Annotated in this window: 19 protein-coding genes; 17 read left to right on the top strand and 2 right to left on the bottom strand. The window is 66.5% G+C overall.

The window, feature by feature from the left end; all coding sequences use genetic code 11:
* Window positions 1-34 precede the first annotated feature (34 nt).
* From WS51_RS19465 to WS51_RS19410, 12 genes are all read left to right on the top strand, one after another.
* Window positions 35-664 (top strand): tetratricopeptide repeat protein, encoded by a 630-nt coding sequence (locus tag WS51_RS19465; RefSeq protein ID WP_059449869.1) that lies wholly within the window; start codon window positions 35-37, stop codon window positions 662-664.
* Between the two features lie 40 nt (window positions 665-704).
* A complete protein-coding gene (bamB, locus tag WS51_RS19460) occupies window positions 705-1,850 on the top strand; it encodes an outer membrane protein assembly factor BamB (RefSeq protein WP_069229668.1) in 1,146 nt (381 codons plus the stop codon).
* A gap of 247 nt (window positions 1,851-2,097) precedes the next feature.
* Window positions 2,098-3,435 carry a ribosome biogenesis GTPase Der gene (gene der / locus WS51_RS19455; protein ID WP_059449867.1) on the top strand — a complete coding sequence of 446 codons (1,338 nt, stop codon included), beginning with the start codon at window positions 2,098-2,100 and terminating at the stop codon, window positions 3,433-3,435.
* Window positions 3,436-3,576: 141 nt separating this feature from the next.
* Window positions 3,577-3,816 carry an RNA chaperone Hfq gene (gene hfq / locus WS51_RS19450; protein WP_006399927.1) on the top strand — a complete coding sequence of 80 codons (240 nt, stop codon included), beginning with the start codon at window positions 3,577-3,579 and terminating at the stop codon, window positions 3,814-3,816.
* Window positions 3,817-3,888: 72 nt separating this feature from the next.
* Window positions 3,889-5,064: a GTPase HflX gene (gene hflX, locus WS51_RS19445; protein ID WP_174906025.1), complete on the top strand. Its 1,176-nt coding sequence runs from the start codon at window positions 3,889-3,891 to the stop codon at window positions 5,062-5,064.
* A 47-nt stretch (window positions 5,065-5,111) separates the two neighbouring features.
* A complete protein-coding gene (gene hflK, locus WS51_RS19440; protein WP_069229667.1) occupies window positions 5,112-6,467 on the top strand; it encodes an FtsH protease activity modulator HflK in 1,356 nt (451 codons plus the stop codon).
* Between the two features lie 15 nt (window positions 6,468-6,482).
* On the top strand, window positions 6,483-7,382 hold the full coding sequence (gene hflC, locus WS51_RS19435) for a protease modulator HflC (protein ID WP_059449864.1): 900 nt from the start codon (window positions 6,483-6,485) through the stop codon (window positions 7,380-7,382).
* Between the two features lie 36 nt (window positions 7,383-7,418).
* Window positions 7,419-7,610 (top strand): DUF2065 domain-containing protein, encoded by a 192-nt coding sequence (locus WS51_RS19430; RefSeq protein ID WP_009687995.1) that lies wholly within the window; start codon window positions 7,419-7,421, stop codon window positions 7,608-7,610.
* Between the two features lie 101 nt (window positions 7,611-7,711).
* The gene (locus tag WS51_RS19425; protein WP_069229666.1) at window positions 7,712-8,860 is read left to right on the top strand and encodes an ATP phosphoribosyltransferase regulatory subunit; all 1,149 of its coding nucleotides are present in this window, start codon (window positions 7,712-7,714) and stop codon (window positions 8,858-8,860) included.
* A 113-nt stretch (window positions 8,861-8,973) separates the two neighbouring features.
* Entirely contained in the window at window positions 8,974-10,320 is a 1,347-nt protein-coding gene (locus WS51_RS19420) for an adenylosuccinate synthase (protein WP_059449862.1), read from the top strand.
* 8 nt (window positions 10,321-10,328) lie between these two features.
* Window positions 10,329-10,925 (top strand): phosphoribosyltransferase, encoded by a 597-nt coding sequence (locus WS51_RS19415; protein ID WP_059449861.1) that lies wholly within the window; start codon window positions 10,329-10,331, stop codon window positions 10,923-10,925.
* A gap of 273 nt (window positions 10,926-11,198) precedes the next feature.
* Entirely contained in the window at window positions 11,199-13,112 is a 1,914-nt protein-coding gene (locus WS51_RS19410) for a potassium transporter Kup (protein ID WP_059952184.1), read from the top strand.
* Window positions 13,113-13,224: 112 nt separating this feature from the next.
* Here WS51_RS19410 and WS51_RS19405 read toward each other — a convergent pair whose 3' ends face one another.
* Window positions 13,225-15,549, bottom strand: coding sequence for a Tex family protein (locus WS51_RS19405; protein WP_069229665.1), 2,325 nt, complete (start codon window positions 15,547-15,549; stop codon window positions 13,225-13,227).
* 160 nt (window positions 15,550-15,709) lie between these two features.
* Between WS51_RS19405 and WS51_RS19400 the strand changes: the two genes are divergently transcribed.
* The 3 genes from WS51_RS19400 (at window position 15,710) to WS51_RS19390 (ending at window position 19,051) form a co-directional block, all read left to right on the top strand.
* Entirely contained in the window at window positions 15,710-16,459 is a 750-nt protein-coding gene (locus WS51_RS19400) for a hypothetical protein (protein ID WP_059449858.1), read from the top strand.
* Window positions 16,460-16,536: 77 nt separating this feature from the next.
* Window positions 16,537-16,752 (top strand): YdcH family protein, encoded by a 216-nt coding sequence (locus WS51_RS19395; RefSeq protein WP_059450027.1) that lies wholly within the window; start codon window positions 16,537-16,539, stop codon window positions 16,750-16,752.
* A gap of 55 nt (window positions 16,753-16,807) precedes the next feature.
* Window positions 16,808-19,051, top strand: coding sequence for an ATP-dependent DNA helicase (locus WS51_RS19390; RefSeq protein WP_069229664.1), 2,244 nt, complete (start codon window positions 16,808-16,810; stop codon window positions 19,049-19,051).
* Window positions 19,052-19,133: 82 nt separating this feature from the next.
* On the opposite strand, the gene WS51_RS19385 is transcribed toward WS51_RS19390, so the two are convergent.
* Window positions 19,134-19,958 (bottom strand): outer membrane protein assembly factor BamD, encoded by an 825-nt coding sequence (locus WS51_RS19385; protein WP_044848889.1) that lies wholly within the window; start codon window positions 19,956-19,958, stop codon window positions 19,134-19,136.
* A 41-nt stretch (window positions 19,959-19,999) separates the two neighbouring features.
* Between WS51_RS19385 and WS51_RS19380 the strand changes: the two genes are divergently transcribed.
* Together WS51_RS19380 and pgeF are read left to right on the top strand one after the other, a co-directional pair.
* The gene (locus WS51_RS19380) at window positions 20,000-21,205 is read left to right on the top strand and encodes an RluA family pseudouridine synthase (RefSeq protein ID WP_059770082.1); all 1,206 of its coding nucleotides are present in this window, start codon (window positions 20,000-20,002) and stop codon (window positions 21,203-21,205) included.
* A gap of 6 nt (window positions 21,206-21,211) precedes the next feature.
* The gene (gene pgeF / locus WS51_RS19375; protein WP_069230019.1) at window positions 21,212-22,051 is read left to right on the top strand and encodes a peptidoglycan editing factor PgeF; all 840 of its coding nucleotides are present in this window, start codon (window positions 21,212-21,214) and stop codon (window positions 22,049-22,051) included.
* Window positions 22,052-22,167: the final 116 nt, after the last annotated feature.

Here is a 22,167-nt window from a genome sequence, read left to right as displayed (position 1 = left end):
AAGAAAAGCCTGAAAAGGAAGGAATCGCTCGCCGATGAGTTATCACGACGAACAAGAATCGATTGAAAGTCTGAAGGCGTGGTGGGCCCGCTGGGGCAATCTCACCACGTGGATCGTGCTTGCGGCGCTGGTCGTCGCGGCCGGTTTCAACGGCTGGAATTACTGGCAGCGCCGTCAGGCCGCCGAGGCTTCCGGGTTGTACGAGCAGGTGCAGAAGGCCGCCGCCGCGAACGACAAGGCGACGATGGCCCGCGCGGCCGCCGACATGGAGGACAAGTTCGGCAGCACGCCGTATGCGCAGATGACCGCGCTGACGGCCGCCAAGACGCTGTACGCGGCCGGCGACGCCGCGGGTGCGAAGGCGCAGCTGCAATGGGCCGTCGATCACGCCAAGGACGACGAATACAAGCAGATTGCGAAACTGCGTCTCGCATCGCTGCTGCTCGACGAGAAGGCGTACGATGCGGGCCTCGCACTGCTGTCCGGCACGCCGGTCGATGCATTCAAGGGCCTCGTGGCCGATCGCCGTGGCGATCTGCTTGCGGCGCAAGGCAAGACCGACGATGCGCGCGCCGCGTACAAGCTTGCGCTCGACGGCCTGTCACAGGACGACCAGTCCGCGCGTCAGCTCGTGCAGTTCAAGCTCGATGCGCTCGGCGGCTGATCCCGGCCCCCTCAACCTCTTAACTCTGCTTCGCTAACCGATGAATTTGCTGAAACGTTACGCTGTGCCCGTAGCCTGCGCGGCGGCTGTCCTGGCATTGGCGGCCTGCTCGTCGTCGAAGGACGCGCGCCGCGTGCCGACACCGCTCACCGAGTTCAAGCCCGTCATGGACGTGCAACAGGTCTGGAAGGCGAGCGTCGGCAAGGGCGGGCGCTACCTGTTCTCGCCGGTGGCCGTTGGCGACGCCGTCTTCGCGGCGGGCGAGAACGGTTCGGTCGAGAAGATCGATGCGAAGACGGGCCAGACGCTGTGGCGCACGAAGGTCGGTTCCGACCTGTCGGCCGGTGTCGGCAGCGACGGCAACCTGACCGCGGTCGGCGCGCTGAAGGGCGGTGTGTTCGTGCTGGGCGCGGACGGCAAGCAGTTGTGGAAGACGAGCGTGCAGGGCGAGATCTTCTCGCCGCCGCTGGTCGGCAACGGTCTCGTGATCGTGCGCACGATCGACGGCCAGGTGATCGCGTTCAACGCGCAGACGGGCGAGCAGAAGTGGAACTACCGCAACCGCGCGGTGCCGCTGAACCTGCGCGTGTCGGCCGGCATGACGTTCGCCGGCGATGCGGCCGTGCTGGCGGGCTTCCCCGGTGGCGGTCTCGTCGCGATCAACCTGCAGACGGGCGAGCCGTTCTGGCAGACGCCCGTGTCGTTCCCGAAGGGCGTGACCGAAGTGGAGCGCATCAACGACGTCAGCGGTCCGCCGACGCTCGTGGGTGCCGAAACGTGCGCGGTCACGTTCCAGGGTCAGCTCAGCTGCTTCGACGCGAACTCGGGTCGCCCGCTGTGGGAAAAGGCATTCTCGAGCCGAAGCGGCCTCGCACAGGACGATTCGGTCGTTGCCGGCGGCGACGACTGGTCTGTCGTGTCGGCTTATGATGCGGCGACCGGCAACCAGCTCTGGCGCAACGACAAGCTGAAGAGCCGCGACGTCGGCGTGCCTTACCTGCTCGGCCATGCGGTCGTGATGGGCGACTACCAGGGCTTCGTGCACTTCCTGTCGCGCGAAGACGGCAGCTTCATCGCCCGGATGAAGACCGACGGCAGCGCGATTACCGCGGCGCCGGTCCTGGCGGGCAACACGCTCGTCGTGCAGACGAAGGACGGCGGCCTGTACGGGTTCCGTCCGCGCTGACGCGCCAGGCAACGAGCGCAATCGCGGCGCGGCGGGCTGGTCCCGCGCGCGCGGTTGCGCGACATGAAGGCGGCCGGTGTCCCCGGCCGCTCGGTATTTGAAAGGCAGTTCGAAACGAAAGACGACGGCGCGCAACGCGCGCCCGGCGCGCGCATCCGGCGCGGCGCGAATTCGTGATATTTTCATTCAGCGCAGCCGCCCGCAGCAGCGGGCCTCCCGCTGCTGCGCATCACCGTAGAAAACACAGATGAAACCGGTCATTGCCCTCGTTGGGCGCCCCAATGTGGGGAAATCCACGCTGTTCAACCGGCTCACGCGCTCGCGCGATGCGCTGGTCGCCGACTTGCCCGGCCTGACGCGCGATCGCCATTATGGCGAAGGGCGGGTCGGCGCACGGCCTTACCTGGTCGTCGATACCGGCGGCTTCGAGCCTGTCGCGAAGGACGGCATCCTGCACGAGATGGCACGTCAGACGCGGCAGGCCGTCGAGGAAGCCGACATCGTCGTGTTCATCGTCGACGGCCGTAACGGCCTCGCGCCGCAGGACAAGTCGATCGCCGACTACCTGCGCAAGACCGGCCGTCCGATCTTCCTGGTCGTGAACAAGGCCGAGGGGATGAAGTACACGGCGGTCGCGACGGACTTCTACGAGCTCGGGCTCGGCGATCCGCGCGCGATCTCGGCCGCGCACGGCGACGGCGTGACCGACATGATCAACGAAGCGCTGGAAGTCGCATACGCGGGCCAGCCGGAGGAAGCGGACGAGGACGATCCGTCGCGCGGCATCAAGATCGCGATCGTCGGCCGGCCGAACGTCGGCAAGTCGACGCTCGTGAACGCGCTGATCGGCGAGGACCGCGTGATCGCGTTCGACATGCCGGGCACGACGCGCGATTCGATCTACGTCGACTTCGAGCGCAACGGCAAGAAGTACACGTTGATCGATACCGCGGGCCTGCGACGCCGCGGCAAGGTGTTCGAGGCGATCGAGAAATTCTCGGTCGTGAAGACGCTGCAGTCGATCTCCGACGCGAACGTCGTCATTCTTCTGCTGGATGCGCAGCAGGACATTTCCGACCAGGACGCGCACATCGCCGGCTTCGTCGTCGAGCAGGGCCGTGCGCTCGTGATCGGCGTCAACAAATGGGACGGCCTCGACGACCACGCGCGCGATCGTGCGAAAGCGGATTTGACCCGCAAGCTGAAATTCCTCGATTTCGCGAAATCGCACTACATTTCGGCCGCGAAGAAGACCGGCATCGGCGCGCTGATGCGCTCGGTCGACGACGCGTATGCGGCCGCGATGGCGAAACTGCCGACGCCGAAGCTCACGCGCGCGCTGATCGAGGCAGTCGAGTTCCAGCAGCCGCGTCGTCGCGGCCCGGTGCGTCCAAAGCTGCGCTATGCGCACCAGGGCGGCCAGAATCCGCCGCTGATCGTCATCCACGGCAACGCGCTCGACGCGGTGACGGAAACCTACAAGCGTTACCTCGAAAACCGATTCCGCGAAACTTTCTCACTGACCGGGACTCCATTGCGCATAGAGTTCCGTTCGTCGAACAACCCGTACGCGGACAAGGGCTGAAGCAGGTCTCGCAACGACCAGGCCGCATGGCCTATGCCCGGGCGGGGCATGCAAAATCAGCTATAGTGTAGCGATTGGCGCCGGATCTCTTTTTCTTCGTCGCCAATCCAGATCAACCTGCAAAAAAAGATGGAGTACGCCATGAGCAACAAAGGGCAATTGTTACAAGACCCGTTTTTGAACGCACTGCGCAAAGAGCACGTTCCCGTTTCGATCTATCTCGTCAACGGCATCAAGCTGCAAGGGAACATTGAATCGTTCGACCAGTACGTCGTGTTGCTCCGTAATACGGTGACCCAGATGGTTTACAAGCACGCCATCTCGACGGTCGTGCCGGCGCGCCCGGTGAATTTCCACCCGGACGCGGAAGCCTCGTCCTAACCCATCGCAGCGGCCGGCGTCCGGTCGCCGCGAGCGACCGATGCCAGCCGCCTTATCTTGACACCCGATAATTTGATCAACGCAGCGCTCGTCGGCATCGATTTCGGCAAGACCGATTTCGAAGCCAGTCTCGAAGAACTCAGTCTTCTCGCCTCCAGTGCGGGGGCCCGTCCCGCCGTCACCCTCACCGGTCGTCGCGCCAGTCCCGATGCCAAGATGTTCATCGGCAGCGGCAAAGCCGAAGAATTGCGGCTCGCGTGCGACGCGCACAACGTCGAAATCGTCATCTTCAATCACGCCCTGGCACCGGCCCAGCAACGCAATCTGGAGCAGGCGCTTAACAGGCGGGTGGTCGATCGCACGAGCCTCATCCTCGATATCTTCGCGCAGCGTGCCCGCAGCCACGAAGGCAAGCTGCAGGTCGAGCTCGCGCAACTGCAATACCTGTCGACCCGCCTGATTCGCGCGTGGACCCACCTGGAGCGGCAAAAGGGCGGTATCGGCCTGCGCGGCCCCGGTGAAACCCAGCTCGAAACCGACCGCCGGCTGATCGGCGAGCGCATCAAGATGCTCAAGTCGCGGCTCGACCGGTTGCGCCGGCAGCACAGCACGCAGCGACGCCAGCGCGCGCGCAGCGGCACGATGTCGGTGTCGCTGGTCGGCTATACGAACGCGGGCAAGTCGACGCTGTTCAATGCACTGACGAAAGCGCAGGCCTATGCGGCCGACCAGCTGTTCGCCACGCTCGATACGACGTCGCGCCGGGTGTACCTCGGCGACGAGGCGGGCCAGATCGTCGTGTCCGACACGGTCGGGTTCATTCGCGAACTGCCTCACCAACTGGTTGCCGCGTTCCGCGCGACCCTCGAGGAAACGATCCACGCGGATCTGCTGCTGCACGTCGTCGACGCGTCGAGCGCGGTGCGGCTCGAGCAGATCGAGCAGGTCAACGGCGTGCTGCACGAGATCGGTGCGGACACGATCCGGCAGGTGCTGGTGTTCAACAAGATCGATGCGGTGCCCGAGCTGGCGGCCCGGGGCGACGCGGTCGAGCGGGACGAGTATGGTAATATTTCGCGCGTCTTTTTGAGCGCACGCACCGGTCAAGGTCTGGATACGTTGCGTGCCGCCATCGCCGAGATCGCCTCCGCGGAACACCTTTCCGGCGCGACGTTACCCAACGGCGCGCTCGACGGCGCACCCGCTGAACCACGCGAAGACCACACGATTTCCGAACACGGGCGCTAACCGGTCCCGGCCGGTTCGCCGGCGTCCAATCTGGTGAACAAACTCTGGTGAACGAATACAACGAGCGGAGTACCTGGCGGCGGATGCGCGCCTTGCTGTCGATCAACGATCCCCGCTGGGGGCGCGGCGACGGCAAGGGCAACGACGGATCCCGTCCGCGTGCGAACGAATCGAAGCGTCCGCCCGGTGGCGACGGTGACGGTCCGCCCGATCTCGACGAGATGTGGCGCAACTTCAACCGGCGTCTGAGCGGCCTGTTCGGCGGCAAGGGCGGCAACGGCTTCCGGCCCGACAACGGCCGGGCCGCGCGCGTTGGCGTCGGCATCGTGATCGGCGTGCTGGTCGCGGTCTACGCGGGCAGCGGGCTGTTCGTCGTGCAGGACGGCCAGACTGGCGTCGTGCTGCAGTTCGGCAAGCTGTCCGGCACGGTTGGGCAGGGCGTCCACTGGCGCGCGCCGTATCCGTTTGCGTCGCACGAGATCGTCGACACTTCGCAGGTCCGTTCGATCGAGATCGGCCGCAACAATGTCGTGCGCCTCGCAAACGTGAAGGAAGCGGCGATGTTGACGCGCGACGCCGACATCGTCGACGTCCGTTTCATCGTCCAGTACCGGATTCGTTCCGCAACCGACTACCTGTTCCGCAGCGTCGATCCGGAGCGCAGCGTGTCGCAGGCCGCGCAGGCCGCGGTACGCGCGATCGTCGGCACGCGCAGCGCCGCCGACATGCTCAACCAGGATCGCGACGCCCTGCGCGAGCAATTGTCCGCCGCGATCCAGCGCGATCTCGATCGCTACCAGTCGGGGCTGGAGATCACGGCCGTCACGATGCAGAGCGTCGCGGCGCCCGAGCAGACGCAGGCCGCATACGCCGAAGTCGCGAAGGCGCGCGAGGATCGCGAGGCCGCGAAGCGTGCCGCGCAGGCCTATGCGAACGACCTGCTGCCGAAAGCGCAGGGCGATGCGGCGAAACTCGCCGACGAGGCGAAGGCGTATGCCGATCGCGTGGTCACGGAAGCGGAAGGCGATGCCGACCGGTTCAAGCAGGTCTATGCGCAGTACTCGAAGGCGCCCGCGGTGATCCGGGAGCGGATGTACCTCGAGACGATGCAGGACATCTATTCGAAAGCGACGAAGGTGTTCGTCGGCAACAAGGGCGGTAACAGCGTCGTGTATCTGCCGCTCGACAAGCTCGTCGAGCAGGGGCGGCAAAACGCCGCGAATGCCGCGCTGCCCGCCGGTGCATCGGCGCCCGATGCGGCGTCGGCTCCGGCCGCCGCGGCATCGAACGCACCCGCGAGCGCGCCTTCGGCTTCGGCCGCGGCGGCGCCCGCGCCGGGCAGCGATGTGCTGCGGTCGCGCGAAGCGTTCCGCAGCCGCTCGCGTGAAGACGATACGAAGTAACGGAGAGCGCAGAACATGAACCGAATCATTGCGCTCGTCGTCGCAATCGTGATCGCCGCCTTCGCGGCGTCGTCGACCGTCCTGACCGTCGACCCGCGCCACACTGCCGTGCTGTCGGGCCGCGATGGCGCGCAACCCGAACTCGCGGGCCCCGGCATCCATTTCAAATTGCCGCCGCCGCTGCAGACGGCGACGCTGATCGACACGCGCCTGCAATCGCTCGAGTCGTCGGATCCGCTGCAGCTGGCGACCGAAGACAAGCACGACCTGCTCGTCGCGTATGTGGTCAAGTACCGGATCAGCGATCCGATGAAGTATTTCACGGCGACGGGCGGCGACCCGGCGGCTGCCACCGAGCGTCTGGCCGGCGAGATGAAGAGCGCGCTCGGCGACGCATTCGGCAAGCGCGCGCTCGACGACGCGCTCGGCGGCCAGCGCGACGTCGCCAATGCGGTGCGCGAAGCGGTGCGCGCGACGGCGTCAGGCGTCGGTATCGACGTGGTCGACGTGCAGTTGACGCGCGTGGACTTGCCGGCCGCGCAGACGGATGCCGTCTATCAGCGGATGATCGCCGCGCTGCGCGACCAGGCCGCACAGGTGCGCGCGGAAGGCGCCGCCGATGTCGAACAGATCAAGGCCGACGCGGAACGCGAACAGCAGGCGGTGCTCGCGAATGCGTACAAGTCCGCGCAGACGATCAAGGGCGAGGGCGACGCGAAGGCTGCATCGATCGCCGCCGATGCATTCGGCCGCGATCCGCAGTTTTACCAGTTCTACGCGAGCCTGCAGGCTTACCGGAATACCTTCAAGCGCAACGACATCATCGTCGTCGATCCCGACAGCGAGTTTTTCCGTTTCATGCGCAGTCCGACGGGCGGTGCCGCACCGGCGGCACCCGCTCCCCGCAAACACTGACCTTGGGGCGCCGCGTCGAGCGGCGCCGTCGCTCGCATGGATCTGGCTGGCTCGTTGTTGCTCGCGGTAGCACTGATGCTGATCATCGAGGGGGCATTCCCCTTCGTGTTTCCCGTCGCCTGGCGCGACACGTTTCGTAGAATAGCGGAGCGGCCGCCGCATCATATCCGGATCGGCGGGCTCATCGTGATGGCGCTCGGGCTCGTCCTGCTGCTGCTCGCCACCTGATCCGGACGGCGCACCCGCCGTTCGTTCCGCCCGATTTCCAATTTCCGATTCATCTCGCGGCGCGCGTGTCGCGCCCTGTTTCCTGTCGTAGGACCGTACCGATGTCGACCTGGTTACTTCCCGAGAATATCGCCGACGTACTGCCGTCGGAAGCGCGCAAGATCGAGGAGCTGCGCCGCAGGCTGCTCGATCGCTTCCGTTCGTACGGCTACGAAATGGTGATGCCGCCGCTGCTCGAATATCTCGAGTCGCTGCTGACGAGCGGCGGCGCCGACCTGCGCCTGCGCACCTTCAAGCTGGTCGATCAGTTGTCGGGCCGCACGCTCGGCCTGCGCGCGGACATTACGCCGCAGGTCGCGCGCATCGATGCGCACCTGCTGAACCGCCAGGGCGTGACGCGCCTCTGCTATGCGGGCCACGTGATGCACACGCGTCCGCGCGGCCTGCATGCGACGCGCGAACAGATCCAGATCGGTGCCGAAATCTACGGGCATGCCGGGCTCGAAGCCGATCTCGAGATCCAGCAGTTGATGCTCGACGCGCTGCATCTTGCGGGGCTGTCGCGGATCCGTCTGGATCTTTGCCATGCGGGTGTGCTCGCGGCGCTGCTCGCACGCGACGCGCAGGCCGCCGAGCGTGGCGAGGCGCTGTACGACGCGCTGTCCGGCAAGGACGTGCCGCTGCTGAACGAACTCACCGACGATCTCGGGGCCGATACGCGCGCGGCGCTGCGTGCGCTGCCGCATCTGTACGGCGACGCGAGCGTGCTCAACGAGGCGCGCGCACGCCTGCCGGTGCTGCCGGAGATCACGCGCGCGCTCGACGATCTCGCGCAGCTCGCGGCGCAGGCGAAGGGCGTCGAGGTGGCGATCGACCTCGCCGACCTGCGCGGCTACGCGTACCACAGCGGAGCGATGTTTACGGCATACATCGACGGCGTGCCGAACGCGATCGCGCGCGGCGGCCGCTACGACCATGTCGGGCAGGCGTACGGTCGCGCCCGCCCGGCGACGGGCTTCTCGCTCGACCTGCGCGAGCTCGCCCGGATTTCGCCGATCGAGGCACGCGGCACCGCGATTCTCGCGCCGTGGGCGCAGGACGACGCGCTCAGCGCTGCCGTCGCGGCGCTGCGCGATGCGGGCGAGGTCGTGATCCAGGCGTTGCCGGGGCACGACCATGTGCTCGACGAATTCGCCTGCGACCGGTCGCTCGTCGAGCGTAACGGCGCATGGGTGATCGAACCCCGTTAAACAGGCGTTCGCGGGCCGTCGTTCGGCGTGCATATCGTTGAAGCGAAACGGAAAAATTCGGAATCGCCCGCGAACATAGGTAGAATACGTTTTTAACCAGCTAACGAATCAACATGTCTGCCAGCGCAGTGAACGTGACTCCCGGGCGCAATGTCGTCGTCGTGGGAACGCAATGGGGTGATGAAGGCAAGGGCAAGATCGTCGACTGGCTGACGGACCACGCTAAGGGCGTCGTGCGTTTCCAGGGCGGTCACAACGCCGGCCACACCCTCATCATCGGCGGCAAGAAAACCATCTTGCGCCTCATTCCGTCGGGCATCATGCGTGAAGGCGTCGCCTGCTACATCGGCAACGGCGTCGTCCTGTCCCCCGAGGCACTGTTCAAGGAAATCGGCGAGCTGGAAGAGGCCGGCGTCAACGTGCGCGATCGCCTGTTCATCTCCGAAGCCACGACGCTGATCCTGCCGTACCACATCGCAATCGACCAGGCGCGCGAAGCACGCAAGGGCGCGGGCAAGATCGGTACGACCGGCCGCGGCATCGGCCCCGCGTACGAAGACAAGGTCGGCCGCCGTGCGCTGCGCGTGCAGGACCTGTTCGACGCGAAGACGTTCGCGGATCGCCTGCGCGAAAACCTCGATTTCCACAACTTCGTGCTGACCCAGTACCTGGGTGGCGCGGCCGTCGATTTCCAGGCCACGCTCGACACGATGCTCGGCTACGCCGATCGCCTGAAGCCGATGGTGGCCGACGTGTCGCGCCGCCTGTACGACGCGAACAATGCCGGTCAGAACCTGCTGTTCGAAGGCGCGCAAGGCACGCTGCTCGACATCGACCACGGCACCTATCCGTTCGTGACGTCGAGCAACTGCGTCGCGGGCGCGGCATCGGCCGGCGCAGGCGTTGGCCCGCAGAAGCTGAACTACATCCTCGGCATCACGAAGGCATACTGCACGCGCGTCGGTTCGGGCCCGTTCCCGAGCGAGTTGTACGACGCGGACAATCCGCAGCGCCAGGATCAGGTCGGCGTCACGCTGGCGAACGTCGGCAAGGAATTCGGCTCGGTCACCGGCCGTCCGCGCCGCACCGGCTGGCTCGACGCGGCGGCACTGCGCCGCTCGATCCAGATCAACGGCGTGTCGGGCCTGTGCATGACGAAGCTCGACGTGCTCGACGGTCTCGACGAAGTGAAGCTGTGCGTCGGCTACAAGATCGACGGCAAGGACGTGGACATCCTGCCGCGCGGTGCGGCCGACGTCTCGCGTTGCGAGCCCGTGTACGAAACGTTCGCCGGCTGGAAGGAAAGCACCGTCGGCATCAAGACGTGGGATGCGCTGCCGGCGAATGCCCGGGCATACCTGACCCGTGTCCAGGAAGTGGCCGGCGTGCCGGTCGACATGGTCTCGACGGGGCCGGATCGCGACGAGACGATCCTGCTTCGCCACCCGTTCAAGGTGTAATTCTCAGCATGACGCAGCAAATCACGATGACGGCGGCAGACTTGATGACCGATCCGCGCAACGACGACAAGAACCTGTGGGTAGGCTGGGACGAATACCATCGTCTGATCGAGCTGCTCGCGCTCCAGGTGCATGCATCGGGCTGGAAGTTCGACCAGATCCTGTGCCTCGCGCGCGGCGGCCTGCGCGTCGGCGACCAGCTTTCGCGCATCTACGACGTCCCGCTCGCGATCCTCGCGACGAGTTCGTATCGCGAAGCGGCCGGCACCCAGCAGGGCGAACTCGACATCGCGCAGTACATCACGATGACGCGTGGCAACCTCGAGGGCAACGTGCTGCTGGTCGACGATCTCGTCGACTCGGGCGTTACGCTCGCGCGCGTGCAGGAGCACCTGAAGGAGCGCTATCCGGCGGTCAAGGCCGTGCGCTCGGCGGTGCTCTGGTACAAGGGGTGCTCCAAGGTCAAGCCCGACTATCACACGCAATATCTGCCGACGAATCCGTGGATTCATCAGCCGTTCGAAGAGTGGGACACGGTTCGTCCGCACAATCTCGAGGCATGGATCAAGCGCGGTCGCGCGCAGCGCGACGGCTCGGGCGCGTGAGCGGCCGGCCGATCGAAGGAAAGCCTTGTACGGCGCCGCTTGCGGCGCCGTTTTTTATTGCGGCGCCGGGCCGGCGGGCGCCACAATGGGGCCTCGTGATAGGCAGATTGCGCGGCCCCGGCTATGATGGCAGCCCTGCCACAGCTTGCGCAGGATTGCATGCGCAGCGTGGATCACGTGGCTTCAGGGCAACAGGGCAGGACGGTTTTTCAGGGGGGCGCGAGTAGAATAGCGCTCGTTTTGTCCGAACCGGACCCGATTATTTAGCTTCATATGAACGACACGATCCAGGCGACCGACGCAGCCCATGCGCATTCGACGCACCAACATTCGATGCGGGCGCTTGCGATAGCGGCCATCGGCGTCGTATTCGGCGACATCGGCACCAGCCCGCTGTATTCGCTGAAAGAGGCGTTCAGCCCCGCACACGGCATTCCGCTCACCGAAAGCTCGATTCTCGGCGTGATCTCGCTGTTGTTCTGGGCGATCATCCTGGTGGTCGGTATCAAGTATCTGCTGTTCGTGATGCGGGCCGACAACAATGGCGAGGGCGGCGTGCTTGCGCTGATGGCGCTGTCGTTGCGGCCGCTCGACTCGAAAACGCGTGTCGCGGGCGCTTTGATGGCGCTGGGTATCTTCGGCGCGTGCATGTTCTACGGCGACGCCGTGATCACGCCGGCAATTTCCGTGATGTCGGCGGTCGAAGGCCTCGAGATCGCGACGCCGCACCTGTCCCATCTCGTGATGCCGATCACGATCGTGATCCTGATCGCGCTGTTCTGGATCCAGCGGCACGGTACCGCGACGGTCGGCAAGCTGTTCGGGCCGATCATGGTGTTGTGGTTCATCGCGATCGCGGCGCTCGGCGTGTATCACATCGTGCGCGTGCCGGGCATCATCGCGGCGATCAACCCGTATTACGCGGCGTCGTTCATGTCGGAGCACGTGCTGCAGGCGTATGTCGTGCTCGGTTCGGTCGTGCTGGTGCTGACGGGCGCGGAAGCGCTCTACGCGGACATGGGTCACTTCGGCGCGAAGCCGATTCGGCTGGCCGCATACGGGCTCGTGATGCCGTCGCTCGTGCTGAACTACTTCGGCCAGGGCGCGCTGCTGATCCAGAACCCGAAGGCGATCGAGAACCCGTTCTTCCTGCTGGCGCCGGACTGGGCGCTGCTGCCGCTCGTGGTGCTGTCGACGGTCGCGACGGTGATCGCTTCACAGGCCGTGATCTCCGGTGCGTATTCGCTGACGTCGCAGGCGATCCAGCTCGGCTACGTGCCGCGCATGAAGGTGCTGCACACGTCCGAGCTGGCGATCGGCCAGATCTACGTGCCGGTCGTGAACTGGCTTCTGTTGTTCGTGATCCTCTGCATCGTGATCGGCTTCAAGAGCTCCGACAACCTCGCGGCCGCGTACGGTATCGCGGTGACGGCCACGATGGTGATCACGACCGTACTCGCGGCCGTCGTGATGGTGAAGGTGTGGAACTGGAACCGGTTGCTGGTCGGCGCGATCATCGCGGTATTCCTCGCGGTCGACCTGGGCTTTTTCGGCGCGAACCTGCTGAAGGTCGCGCAGGGTGGCTGGCTGCCGCTCGGCATCGGCGCGCTGTTGTTCTTCCTGCTGATGACCTGGTACAAGGGCCGTCACATCGTCAAGGAGCGTACGGCTGCCGACGGTATCCCGCTCGAGCCGTTCCTGCAGGGGCTGCTCGCGCATCCGCCGCACCGTGTGTCGGGCACCGCGATCTACCTGACCGGCAACGACAAGCTCGTGCCCGTCAGCCTGCTGCACAACCTGAAGCACAACAAGGTGCTGCACGAGCGTACCATATTCCTGACGTTCGTCACGCGCGACATCCCGTACGTGCGCGACGACAAGCGCCTGAGCGCGCGCGATGCGGGCGGCGGCCTGTACATCGTGAAGGCCGAATACGGCTTCAACGAGACGCCGGACGTGAAGGCGGTGCTCGAGGAGTTCGGCCGCACGCACGAGATGACGTTCGAACTGATGGACACGTCGTTCTTCCTCGCGCGCGAAACGGTCGTGCCGACGCATCTGCCCGGCATGTCGATCTGGCGCGAACGCGTGTTCGCATGGATGCATCAGAACGCGGCGAAGCCGACCGACTTCTTCTCGATTCCGGCGAACCGCGTCGTCGAGCTCGGCACCAAGATCGAAATCTGACCGGCGCGGGGGCGGCCCATGCGGCCCGTGCCCATCCGGCAGCACCTGTCGGAGCCAAGAAAAAGCCCGCCTTCCGGCGGGCTTTTTTCGTGCGGCGACAACCTTCGTGTGGTCAGCGCTTGAGCTTCGCGAACGCCGCGGCCATCGCGCCGGCCGGTTCCGGCTCGCGCGAACGCTGCACTCGTGCCGCACCGCGGCCGGCATTGCCGCGGTCCTGGACGCCGCGCGGCGCCATGCCGGGCGCGGCGGCTTCGTCGTCGAGGCGCATCGTCAGCGAAATGCGCTGACGCTTCACGTCGACGTCGAGCACCTTGACCTTTACGACCTGGCCGGCTTTGACGACTTCGTGCGGATCCTTGATGAACTTCGTCGACATCGCCGACACGTGGACGAGGCCGTCCTGGTGCACGCCGACATCCACGAATGCGCCGAACGCCGCGACGTTCGTCACGACACCTTCGAGCAGCATGCCCGGCAGCAGGTCGGAGACCTTCTCGACGCCGTCACGGAACGTCGCGGTCTTGAATTCGGGGCGCGGGTCGCGACCCGGTTTTTCGAGTTCGGCCAGGATGTCGCGCACGGTCGGCAGACCGAAACGTTCGTCCACGAATTCGGCGGGCGACAGGCCGGACAGCGCATCGCGGCTGCCGAGCACGTCGTCGATCCGCTTGTTGATCTTCGCGAGGATTCGTTCGACGACCGGATAGGCCTCAGGGTGGACCGACGAGCGATCGAGCGGATTCTCGCCGCCGTTGATGCGCAGGAAGCCGGCTGCCTGTTCGAAGGTCTTGTCGCCGAGGCGCGGCACCTTGCGCAGGTGATCGCGCGACGGGAACGGCCCGTTCGCGTCGCGGTAGTCGACGATGTTGCGCGCGAGCGTGGCGTTCAGGCCAGAAACGCGTGCGAGGAGTGCGACCGACGCGGTATTGGCGTCGACGCCCACCGCGTTCACGCAATCCTCGACCACCGCATCGAGCGAGCGGGCGAGTTCGCGCTGGTTCACGTCGTGCTGGTACTGGCCGACGCCGATCGCCTTCGGCTCGATCTTCACGAGCTCGGCGAGCGGGTCCTGCAGACGGCGGGCGATCGACACGGCGCCGCGCAGCGACACGTCGAGTTCCGGGAATTCCTTTGCAGCCAGCTCGGACGCCGAGTAGACCGACGCGCCGGCTTCCGACACGACGATCTTCTGCAGCCGCAGTTCGGGGTGCTTCGAAATCAGCTCGCTCGCGAGCTTGTCGGTTTCACGGGACGCGGTGCCGTTGCCGATGCTGATCAGCTCGGCCTGCGTCTGCGCGGCGATACGCGCGAGCTTCGCGAGCGAGCCGTCCCAGTCGCGGCGCGGCTCGTGCGGGTAGATCGTGTCGGTGGCGAGCAGCTTGCCGGTGCGGTCGACCACGGCAACCTTCACGCCCGTGCGCAGGCCGGGGTCGAGACCGATGACGGCCTTCGGGCCGGCCGGCGCGGCCAGCAGCAGGTCTTTCAGGTTGCGGGCGAACACGCGGATCGCTTCGGCTTCCGCCGTTTCGCGCAGTTGCGTGAGCAGTTCGTTCTCGATGTGCGGCTGCACCTTCACGCGCCAGCACCAGCGGCACACGTCGGACAGCCATTTGTCCGCCGGGCGGCCCTGGTTCGCGATCCCGAAATGGCGCGCGATCATCGCTTCGCCGGGATGCGGGACCTGTGCGTCGAGTTCCTCGCCGAGCCCGAGCTTGACGGTCAGCACGCCGGCATTGCGGCCGCGGAACAGCGCGAGCGCGCGGTGCGACGGCACCGTCCGGATGGTTTCCGCGTAGTCGTAGTAGTCGCGGAACTTCTCGCCTTCCTCGTTTTCCTTGCCTTCGACGACCGCGGAGGACACGACGCCCTGGCTGTGCAGGTAGTCGCGCAGCTTGCCGAGCAGTTCGGCCGTTTCGCCGAATTGCTCGGACAGGATATCGCGCGCGCCGTCGAGCGCGGCTTTCACGTCGGCGACGCCCTTGTCGGCATCGACGTACGCGGCGGCTTCCGTCTGCGGATCGAGCAGCGGATTCGCCAGCAGTGCCTGCGCGAGCGGCTCGAGGCCGGCTTCGCGGGCGATCTGCGCGCGCGTGCGGCGCTTCGGCTTGTACGGCAGATAAAGGTCTTCGAGCACCTGCTTGCTGTCGGCCGCGTCGATCGCGGCGCGCAGCTCGTCGGTCAGCTTGCCCTGTTCGTCGATGCTCGACAGGATCGCCGCGCGGCGATCCTCGAGCTCGCGCAGATACAGGAGGCGTTCCTCGAGCTGGCGCAGCTGCGTGTCGTCCAGGTTGCCGGTCACTTCCTTGCGGTACCGGGCAATGAACGGAACGGTCGAGCCTTCGTCGAGGAGTTGCACTGCCGCCGCGACCTGGCGCGGCTGGACGGACAGTTCGGTGGCGATGCGCTGTACGATCTTGAGTGCTACGGTTTCCGTCATGTCGTGGATGATCTGCCTGCTGAAATCGCGGCACGGGCCGGCAGGCCGCGTGCGGCGGGCTGCGAGACGGGCCCGCCGGCCCAGTTGCCGCGGGTGAGTGAAGCGGGGCATTTTGCCATAAATGGCGGAGCGTCCAGCCGGGGGTGATAGAATTTGACACATGTCCCGCAGCTTTCCTACGACGTTGCCAACTTCCCGCATTTCTCTCGTCGCGCTCGGCGCAGCGCTTGCCGCGGCTTTGTCCGCCGGGTCCACCGTCGCGTACGCGCAGGCATCGGGCGCAAGCGCGCCGGACGCCGCAGCGGCCGCGCCCGTCGCGCCCTCAGCCACGCAGGATTTTGACGCGCGTCAAAAAGTGCTCAATCAGCGTTCCGCGGAAAACGATTATCGTTATGCCGTGGCGGAGCACGATTGCTACAGCACGTTTTTCGTCAACCACTGTCTCGGCAAGGCGCGCGACCGGATGCGCGAGGAGCGGGCGAGCATCCGTCAGGAGCAGCTCGCGCTCGACGACGAACAGCGCGCGGTGCGGGCGCAGCAGCGTGACCAGCAGCAGGCGTTGAAGCAGGCGCAGAATGCGGCGGAAGCGCCGCAGCGCGCGGCGAACGATGCGGCGAACGCGGCTGCATTCCGCGACAAGCAGGAGCAGAATGCACTGAAGCGGGCGCAGCGCGGCGCCGAAGGGCCGCAGCGCGCCGCGAACAAGCAGGCATACGACCAGAAGCAGGCAGATTTTCAGCGCAAGCTCGACCAGGCGCGCCAGCAGGGCGCGCAGAAGGCGCAGGAGCGGGCGGACAACGCCGCGCGCTACGAGCAGAAGCAGAAGGAAGCTGCCCAGCACAAGGCCGATGTCGAGCGGCGTCAGCAGGAAGCGGCCGAGAAGGCCAAGCAGCAACAGCAGGGGCAGTAACGTGTCGGATTGATCCGGAGTCAGTCTCGTGCGTGCCGGCACGCCAGTCGGCGCGCTGCTTCGATGAGGAGGCGCATATGCAAAATCGTCCCACGGAACAGCAGCAGGAATTGCACAACCGTTTGGCTGCATTGCAGGAGCAGCACCGGCAGCTTGCTCGGGAGATCGAGCTGAAGGAAGGACACTCCGACATCGACGACATCACGCTGCACCGGCTGAAGAAGGAAAAGCTGGCCGCCAAGGACAAAATCATTTTGCTGCAATCGCAGCTGGAACCGGATAAGCGCGCCTGAGCGCGGCCTGGCAAGCGCCGGCGCCGCCCGGGCGCTGGACACAGGAACGCTTGCCTTGAATTCACCGCTTGAAGCCAACCCCGATGCCCGGCGTGACGCGTCGTCCGCCGGGCGCGTTCGTGCGCCCGAAGGCACGTTCGAGCTGAGCCGCAAGCGCGTCGACGAACTCGACACGATCTTCGGCGACGGCGGATTGCTCGCGCGCGCGCTCGACGGCTATCACCCGCGTCAGTCGCAGATCGAGATGGCGCGCGCGGTCGCGTCCGCGATGGAAGCGTCCGCGCGCCGGATGCCCGAGCCCGAAATCTTCGAGACCCGCAAGCGGCCGGCACGCCGCCTCGGCGAAGGCGACAAGGCGGGCGAATCCGCCGCGGAGGGGGCTGCGGTCGAAGCCGACGGCGACGCCGGCGACAACACGCTGATCGTCGAGGCCGGCACCGGTACCGGCAAGACCTACGCGTACCTGGTGCCCGCGATGCTGTGGGGCGGCAAGGTGATCGTGTCGACCGGCACGAAGCACCTGCAGGACCAGCTGTTCCAGCGCGACATCCCGACGGTGCGCAACGCGCTCGCGGTGCCGGTGACGGTCGCGATGCTCAAGGGCCGCGCGAACTACCTGTGCCACTACTACCTGCAACGCACGGCCGACAACGGCCGGCTGCCGTCGCGCCAGGACACCGCGTACCTGCAGGAAATCGTCCGGTTCGCGAAGATCACGAAGAGCGGCGACAAGGCCGAGCTCGCGAGCGTGCCGGAGACGGCGCCCGTGTGGTCGATGGTCACGTCGACGCGCGACAACTGCCTCGGCCAGGAGTGCCCGCACTACAAGGAATGCTTCGTGATGCAGGCGCGCCGCGAGGCGCAGCAGGCGGACATCGTCGTCGTGAACCATCACCTGTTCTTCGCGGACATCATGCTGCGCGACACCGGGATGGCCGAACTGCTGCCGAACGCGAACACGGTGATCTTCGACGAAGCGCACCAACTGCCGGAGACGGCCACGCTGTTCTTCGGCGAGACGCTGTCGACCACGCAGATTCTCGAACTCGCGCGCGACACGGTGGCCGAAGGCCTGAGCCATGCGCGCGATGCAGTCGAGTGGGTGAAGCTCGGCGGCGATCTCGAACGGGCGGCGCGCGACCTGCGTCTCGCGTTCGCGAACGACCAGATCGTGCGCATGTCGCTGGCGCAACTGGGCGACGATCATCCGATGTTCGGCGCGCTCGACGCGCTCGAAGTGGCGCTCGATGCGCTTGCCTCGGCACTCGCGAGCCAGGCCGAGCGGGCCGAGTCGCTCGGCGCGTGCCTGCGGCGCGCGCGCGAACTGCAGGACCTGCTCGCGGGCTGGGTCACGCCCGGTGCGGCGGAAGCGGCCGCGAAGGCCGATGCGGAGGCTGCCGGTGACAAGACGGCGACCGACGACCCGAACGAAAAGGTGCGCTGGGTGGAAGTATTCGCGCATACCGTCCAGCTGCACGAAACGCCGCTATCGGTCGCGCCGATTTTCGCGAAGCAGCGCGCCGGCGTGCCGCGCGCGTGGGTGTTCACGTCGGCGACGCTGTCGGTGCGTGGCGACTTCACGCACTACGCGGCCCAGATGGGCCTCAGCTCGCGGCGCTCGATGACCCTCGCGAGCCCGTTCGACTATCAGACGCAGGGCTTGCTGTATGTGCCGCGCAACCTGCCGCAGCCGTCGTCGCCGGCATTTACCGATGCCGTGTTCGATGCCGCGTTGCCGGCGATCGAGGCATCGGGCGGCGGCGTGTTCATGCTGTGCACGACGCTGCGCGCGGTCGACCGGATCGCGTCGAAGCTGCGCGACGTGATCGAGTCGCGCGGCTGGAACACGCCGCTGCTCGTGCAGGGCGATGCCAGCCGAACCGAACTGCTCGACCGCTTCCGCTCGTACGGCAATGCGATCCTCGTCGGCAGCCAGAGCTTCTGGGAAGGTGTCGACGTGCGCGGCGACGCGCTGTCGCTCGTCGTGATCGACAAGCTGCCGTTCGCACCGCCCGACGATCCGGTGCTGGCCGCGCGGCTCGACGCGCTGACGAGGAAAGGCTTGAGCCCGTTCGCGGTTCACCAGTTGCCCCAGGCCGTGATCACGCTGAAGCAGGGTGCAGGCCGCCTGATTCGCGCGGAGACCGATCGCGGCGTGTTGATGATCTGCGACACGCGGCTCGTCGACAAGCCTTACGGTCGGCGAATCTGGCAGAGCCTGCCGCCGTTCAAGCGCACCCGCGAGATCGCGGTCGTGCAGGACTTCTTCGACGAGCATCGCGCGGCGAAACGTGCGTGACGCGCGCGGCCGCCTGCTGCGGGCGGCACCAACAAAAAACCCGGCTCGATGGCCGGGTTTTTTGTTGATGCGCGGGCGCCGCTCAGAACTGCCACCACGACTTCTTCGTGCCGGGGCGCGAGTGGCCGGTGATGTACGGGCTGTCCGGGAAGGTGCCCGCGAGCACGCGCTTCGTGTCTTCCGCCAGTTCCGGCTGGTTCAGCTTGCCGTACGACAGGATCATGATGTGCAGCGCGTCCTCGATCGCCGGCGCGCCCTTGTAGTCCTTGATCGCGAGCTGCGCGCGATTGATCGCCGCGACATAGGCGCCGCGCCGATAGTAGTAGTCGGCCGCGTGCACTTCGTGCGACGCGAGCGCATTGACGATGTAGCGCATCCGGGCGGCGGCGTCGGGCGCGTACTTGCTCTTCGGGTAGCGGTCGACCACGACCTTGAATGCGTCGTACGATTCGCGCAGTGCCTGCGGATCGCGCTCGCTCATGTCCTGGCCGGAGAAGCGGCCGAACAGGCCGAGATCGTCGTTGAAGTGGATCATCCCCTTCAGGTAGTACGCGTACGGGATATCCGGGTGATCCGGATGCAGCTGGATGAAGCGGTCGACGGCCTGGTCGGCGGCTGCCGCTTCGTTGTCCTTCCAGTTGCAGTACGCGACGTTGATCTGCGCCTGTTGCGCGAAATGGCCGAACGGATCGCGGCCTTGCAGCGATTCGAAGTATTTCGCGCACTTGCCCCAGTCGCCGCCGGACAGTGCGTCCTGGGCCTCTGAGTATAATTTGTTGTTCGACCAGGTAGCCGTCTCGTCCTGCTTCTGCGGCAAGCCGTGGCAGCCGGCGATGAGGGCCGCGGCCGCTACCACCGCAGCTCGGGCGGCGACGGTTTTGGCCGTACGTTTGGTCGAATTCATCATGCTCGCATGTCCTAGCTTCAAGTCTCGGTGACCCAGTCTAAATGACCCGTTCAAGTTCGCAGAATGCCCCGCGGGGCAAGTCAAATCGCGAAGATTATAGCCCAAGCGATCGGCCCGCCGACGCTGCGTCGGGGGATTCCCCCGATGACGATCTGGCTGCAGACGCGATGCAGCCGCCTGTCGTGCCGTCCGCGGCGGCCGACGAGGCGCCTCGTGTCGTCGAAGTGCCGCTGTCGCTCGCGGGCGAACGCCTCGACAAGGCGCTTGCCCAGCTGTTTCCCGAATTCTCCCGCAGCCGCCTGCAGAGCTGGATCGAGGCGCAACGCGTGCTGGTCGACGGCGCGCCGGCGAAGATCCGCCAGCCGGTGCCGCTCGGCGCGAGAATCGAGCTCGTGCCCGACCTGCTGCCGGAACAACTGGCGTTCACGCCGGAGCCGGTGCCGCTCGACGTGATCTACGAGGACGACGCGCTCGTCGTCATCAACAAGCCCGCGGGCCTCGTCGTACACCCGGCCGCGGGCAACTGGAGCGGCACGATCCTCAACGGCCTGCTGCACCGCTACGGCGACGCGGCGGCCGGCCTGCCGCGCGCGGGCATCGTGCACCGGCTCGACAAGGAGACCTCCGGCCTGATGGTGGTTGCGCGCACGCTCGCCGCGCAGACCGACCTCGTGCGCCAGCTGCAGGCGCGCACGGTGAAGCGCCGCTATTTCGCGCTCGTGTGGGGCATGATGCCCGAAGACGGCACGATCGACGCGCCGATCGGCCGCGACCCGCGCGAACGCACACGCATGGCCGTCGTCACGGGTGCGTCGGGCAAGCCCGCGCGCACGCATTTCCGCACGGTTGACACATGCATGTGGCAACGTCAGCCGGTGTCGGCGATCCAGTGCGATCTCGAGACTGGCCGCACGCACCAGATCCGCGTGCACTGCTCGCATGTCGGGCATCCGCTGCTCGGCGATCCGGTGTACGGGCGCGCGCGCGGCAAGCGCTCGGTCGCGCCGCTGCCCGGCGGGTTCGCGCGGCAGGCGCTGCACGCGTGGCGGCTCGGCCTCGTGCATCCGGTCACTGGCAAGACGATGCAGTGGCGTTGTCCGCTGCCGGACGACATGAACGAGCTCGTCGCGGCGCTCGGCTTCGGGCAGGGTGACGAGGAGTTCGACGACGACGGCGTCTATGACGATGACGATTTCGCCGGCGAATATCAGGATCACGACGACGATTACGACGATGAGGAGGAGTGAGTGCCGATGACGAACCTGGCGCCGTTGACGTGGCAGGACTGCGTGCAGCCCGACTGGCAGGTGTCGTCGCGCGTGCGTGCACTGATCACGACGCGCGACGGTGGTGTGAGCGAGGGCCCGTACGGGCGCTGGCAGGACGGTGCCGCGTTGCCGGGCGGAATGAACCTCGGCCTGCACACCGGTGACGACCCGGCTCATGTCGCCACGAATCGCGCGCGCTTGCTCGCGCTGGCGGGCCAGTCGCGCGCGGCATGGCTCGAACAGGTTCACGGCGCGCGGATCGTGCGTGCGGACGAGGTGATCGCGGCCGCGCCGGGGGCGGAGGCGCTCGTGCAGGCCGACGCGAGCGTGACGGATCGCGCGGGCGCCGTCTGTGTCGTGATGGTCGCGGACTGCCTGCCGGTACTGTTGTGCGACGGGCGGGGCCGCGCGGTCGGTGCCGCGCATGCTGGCTGGCGCGGGCTCGCGGCCGGCATCGTCGAGCAGACCGCTGCCCGCGTCGCGGCGCTCGCCGGTGGCGCGACGGACGAGCTGCATGCGTACCTCGGGCCCGCGATCGGCCCGCGAGCCTTCGAAGTGGGCGCGGACGTGCGCGAGGCGTTTCTCGACACGGCCACGCAGTCGGAGCATGATGACACGCGGCAAGCGTTCGCCGCGATCGACGGCGCGCCCGGCAAGTACCTCGCCGACCTCTACGCGCTTGCACGCTTGCGCCTTGCGCGCGCGGGCGTGGCGCACGTGAGCGGCGGGACCGCGTGCACGGTCACCGAACCCGCGCGCTTCTATTCGTACCGGCGCGACCGCGTGACCGGCCGCATGGCTGCGGCCATCTGGCTGGCCGATTGACGGCAGACCGCGCGCATGCGCGCGCGGCCTGGTTTGTTGCGCTGCGAAATTGGTTATTGCGATTTTGGCGCGGCAATGCGGCGTTGCATGGACAACCGAATGGATAATCGCGAAGT

Source organism: Burkholderia territorii, assembly GCF_001718335.1.
In the GTDB taxonomy this organism is placed as follows: Bacteria; Pseudomonadota; Gammaproteobacteria; order Burkholderiales; family Burkholderiaceae; genus Burkholderia; species Burkholderia territorii.
Note: the sequence above shows the minus strand (reverse complement) of the source record. Positions and strands in the feature narration are given on the sequence as shown.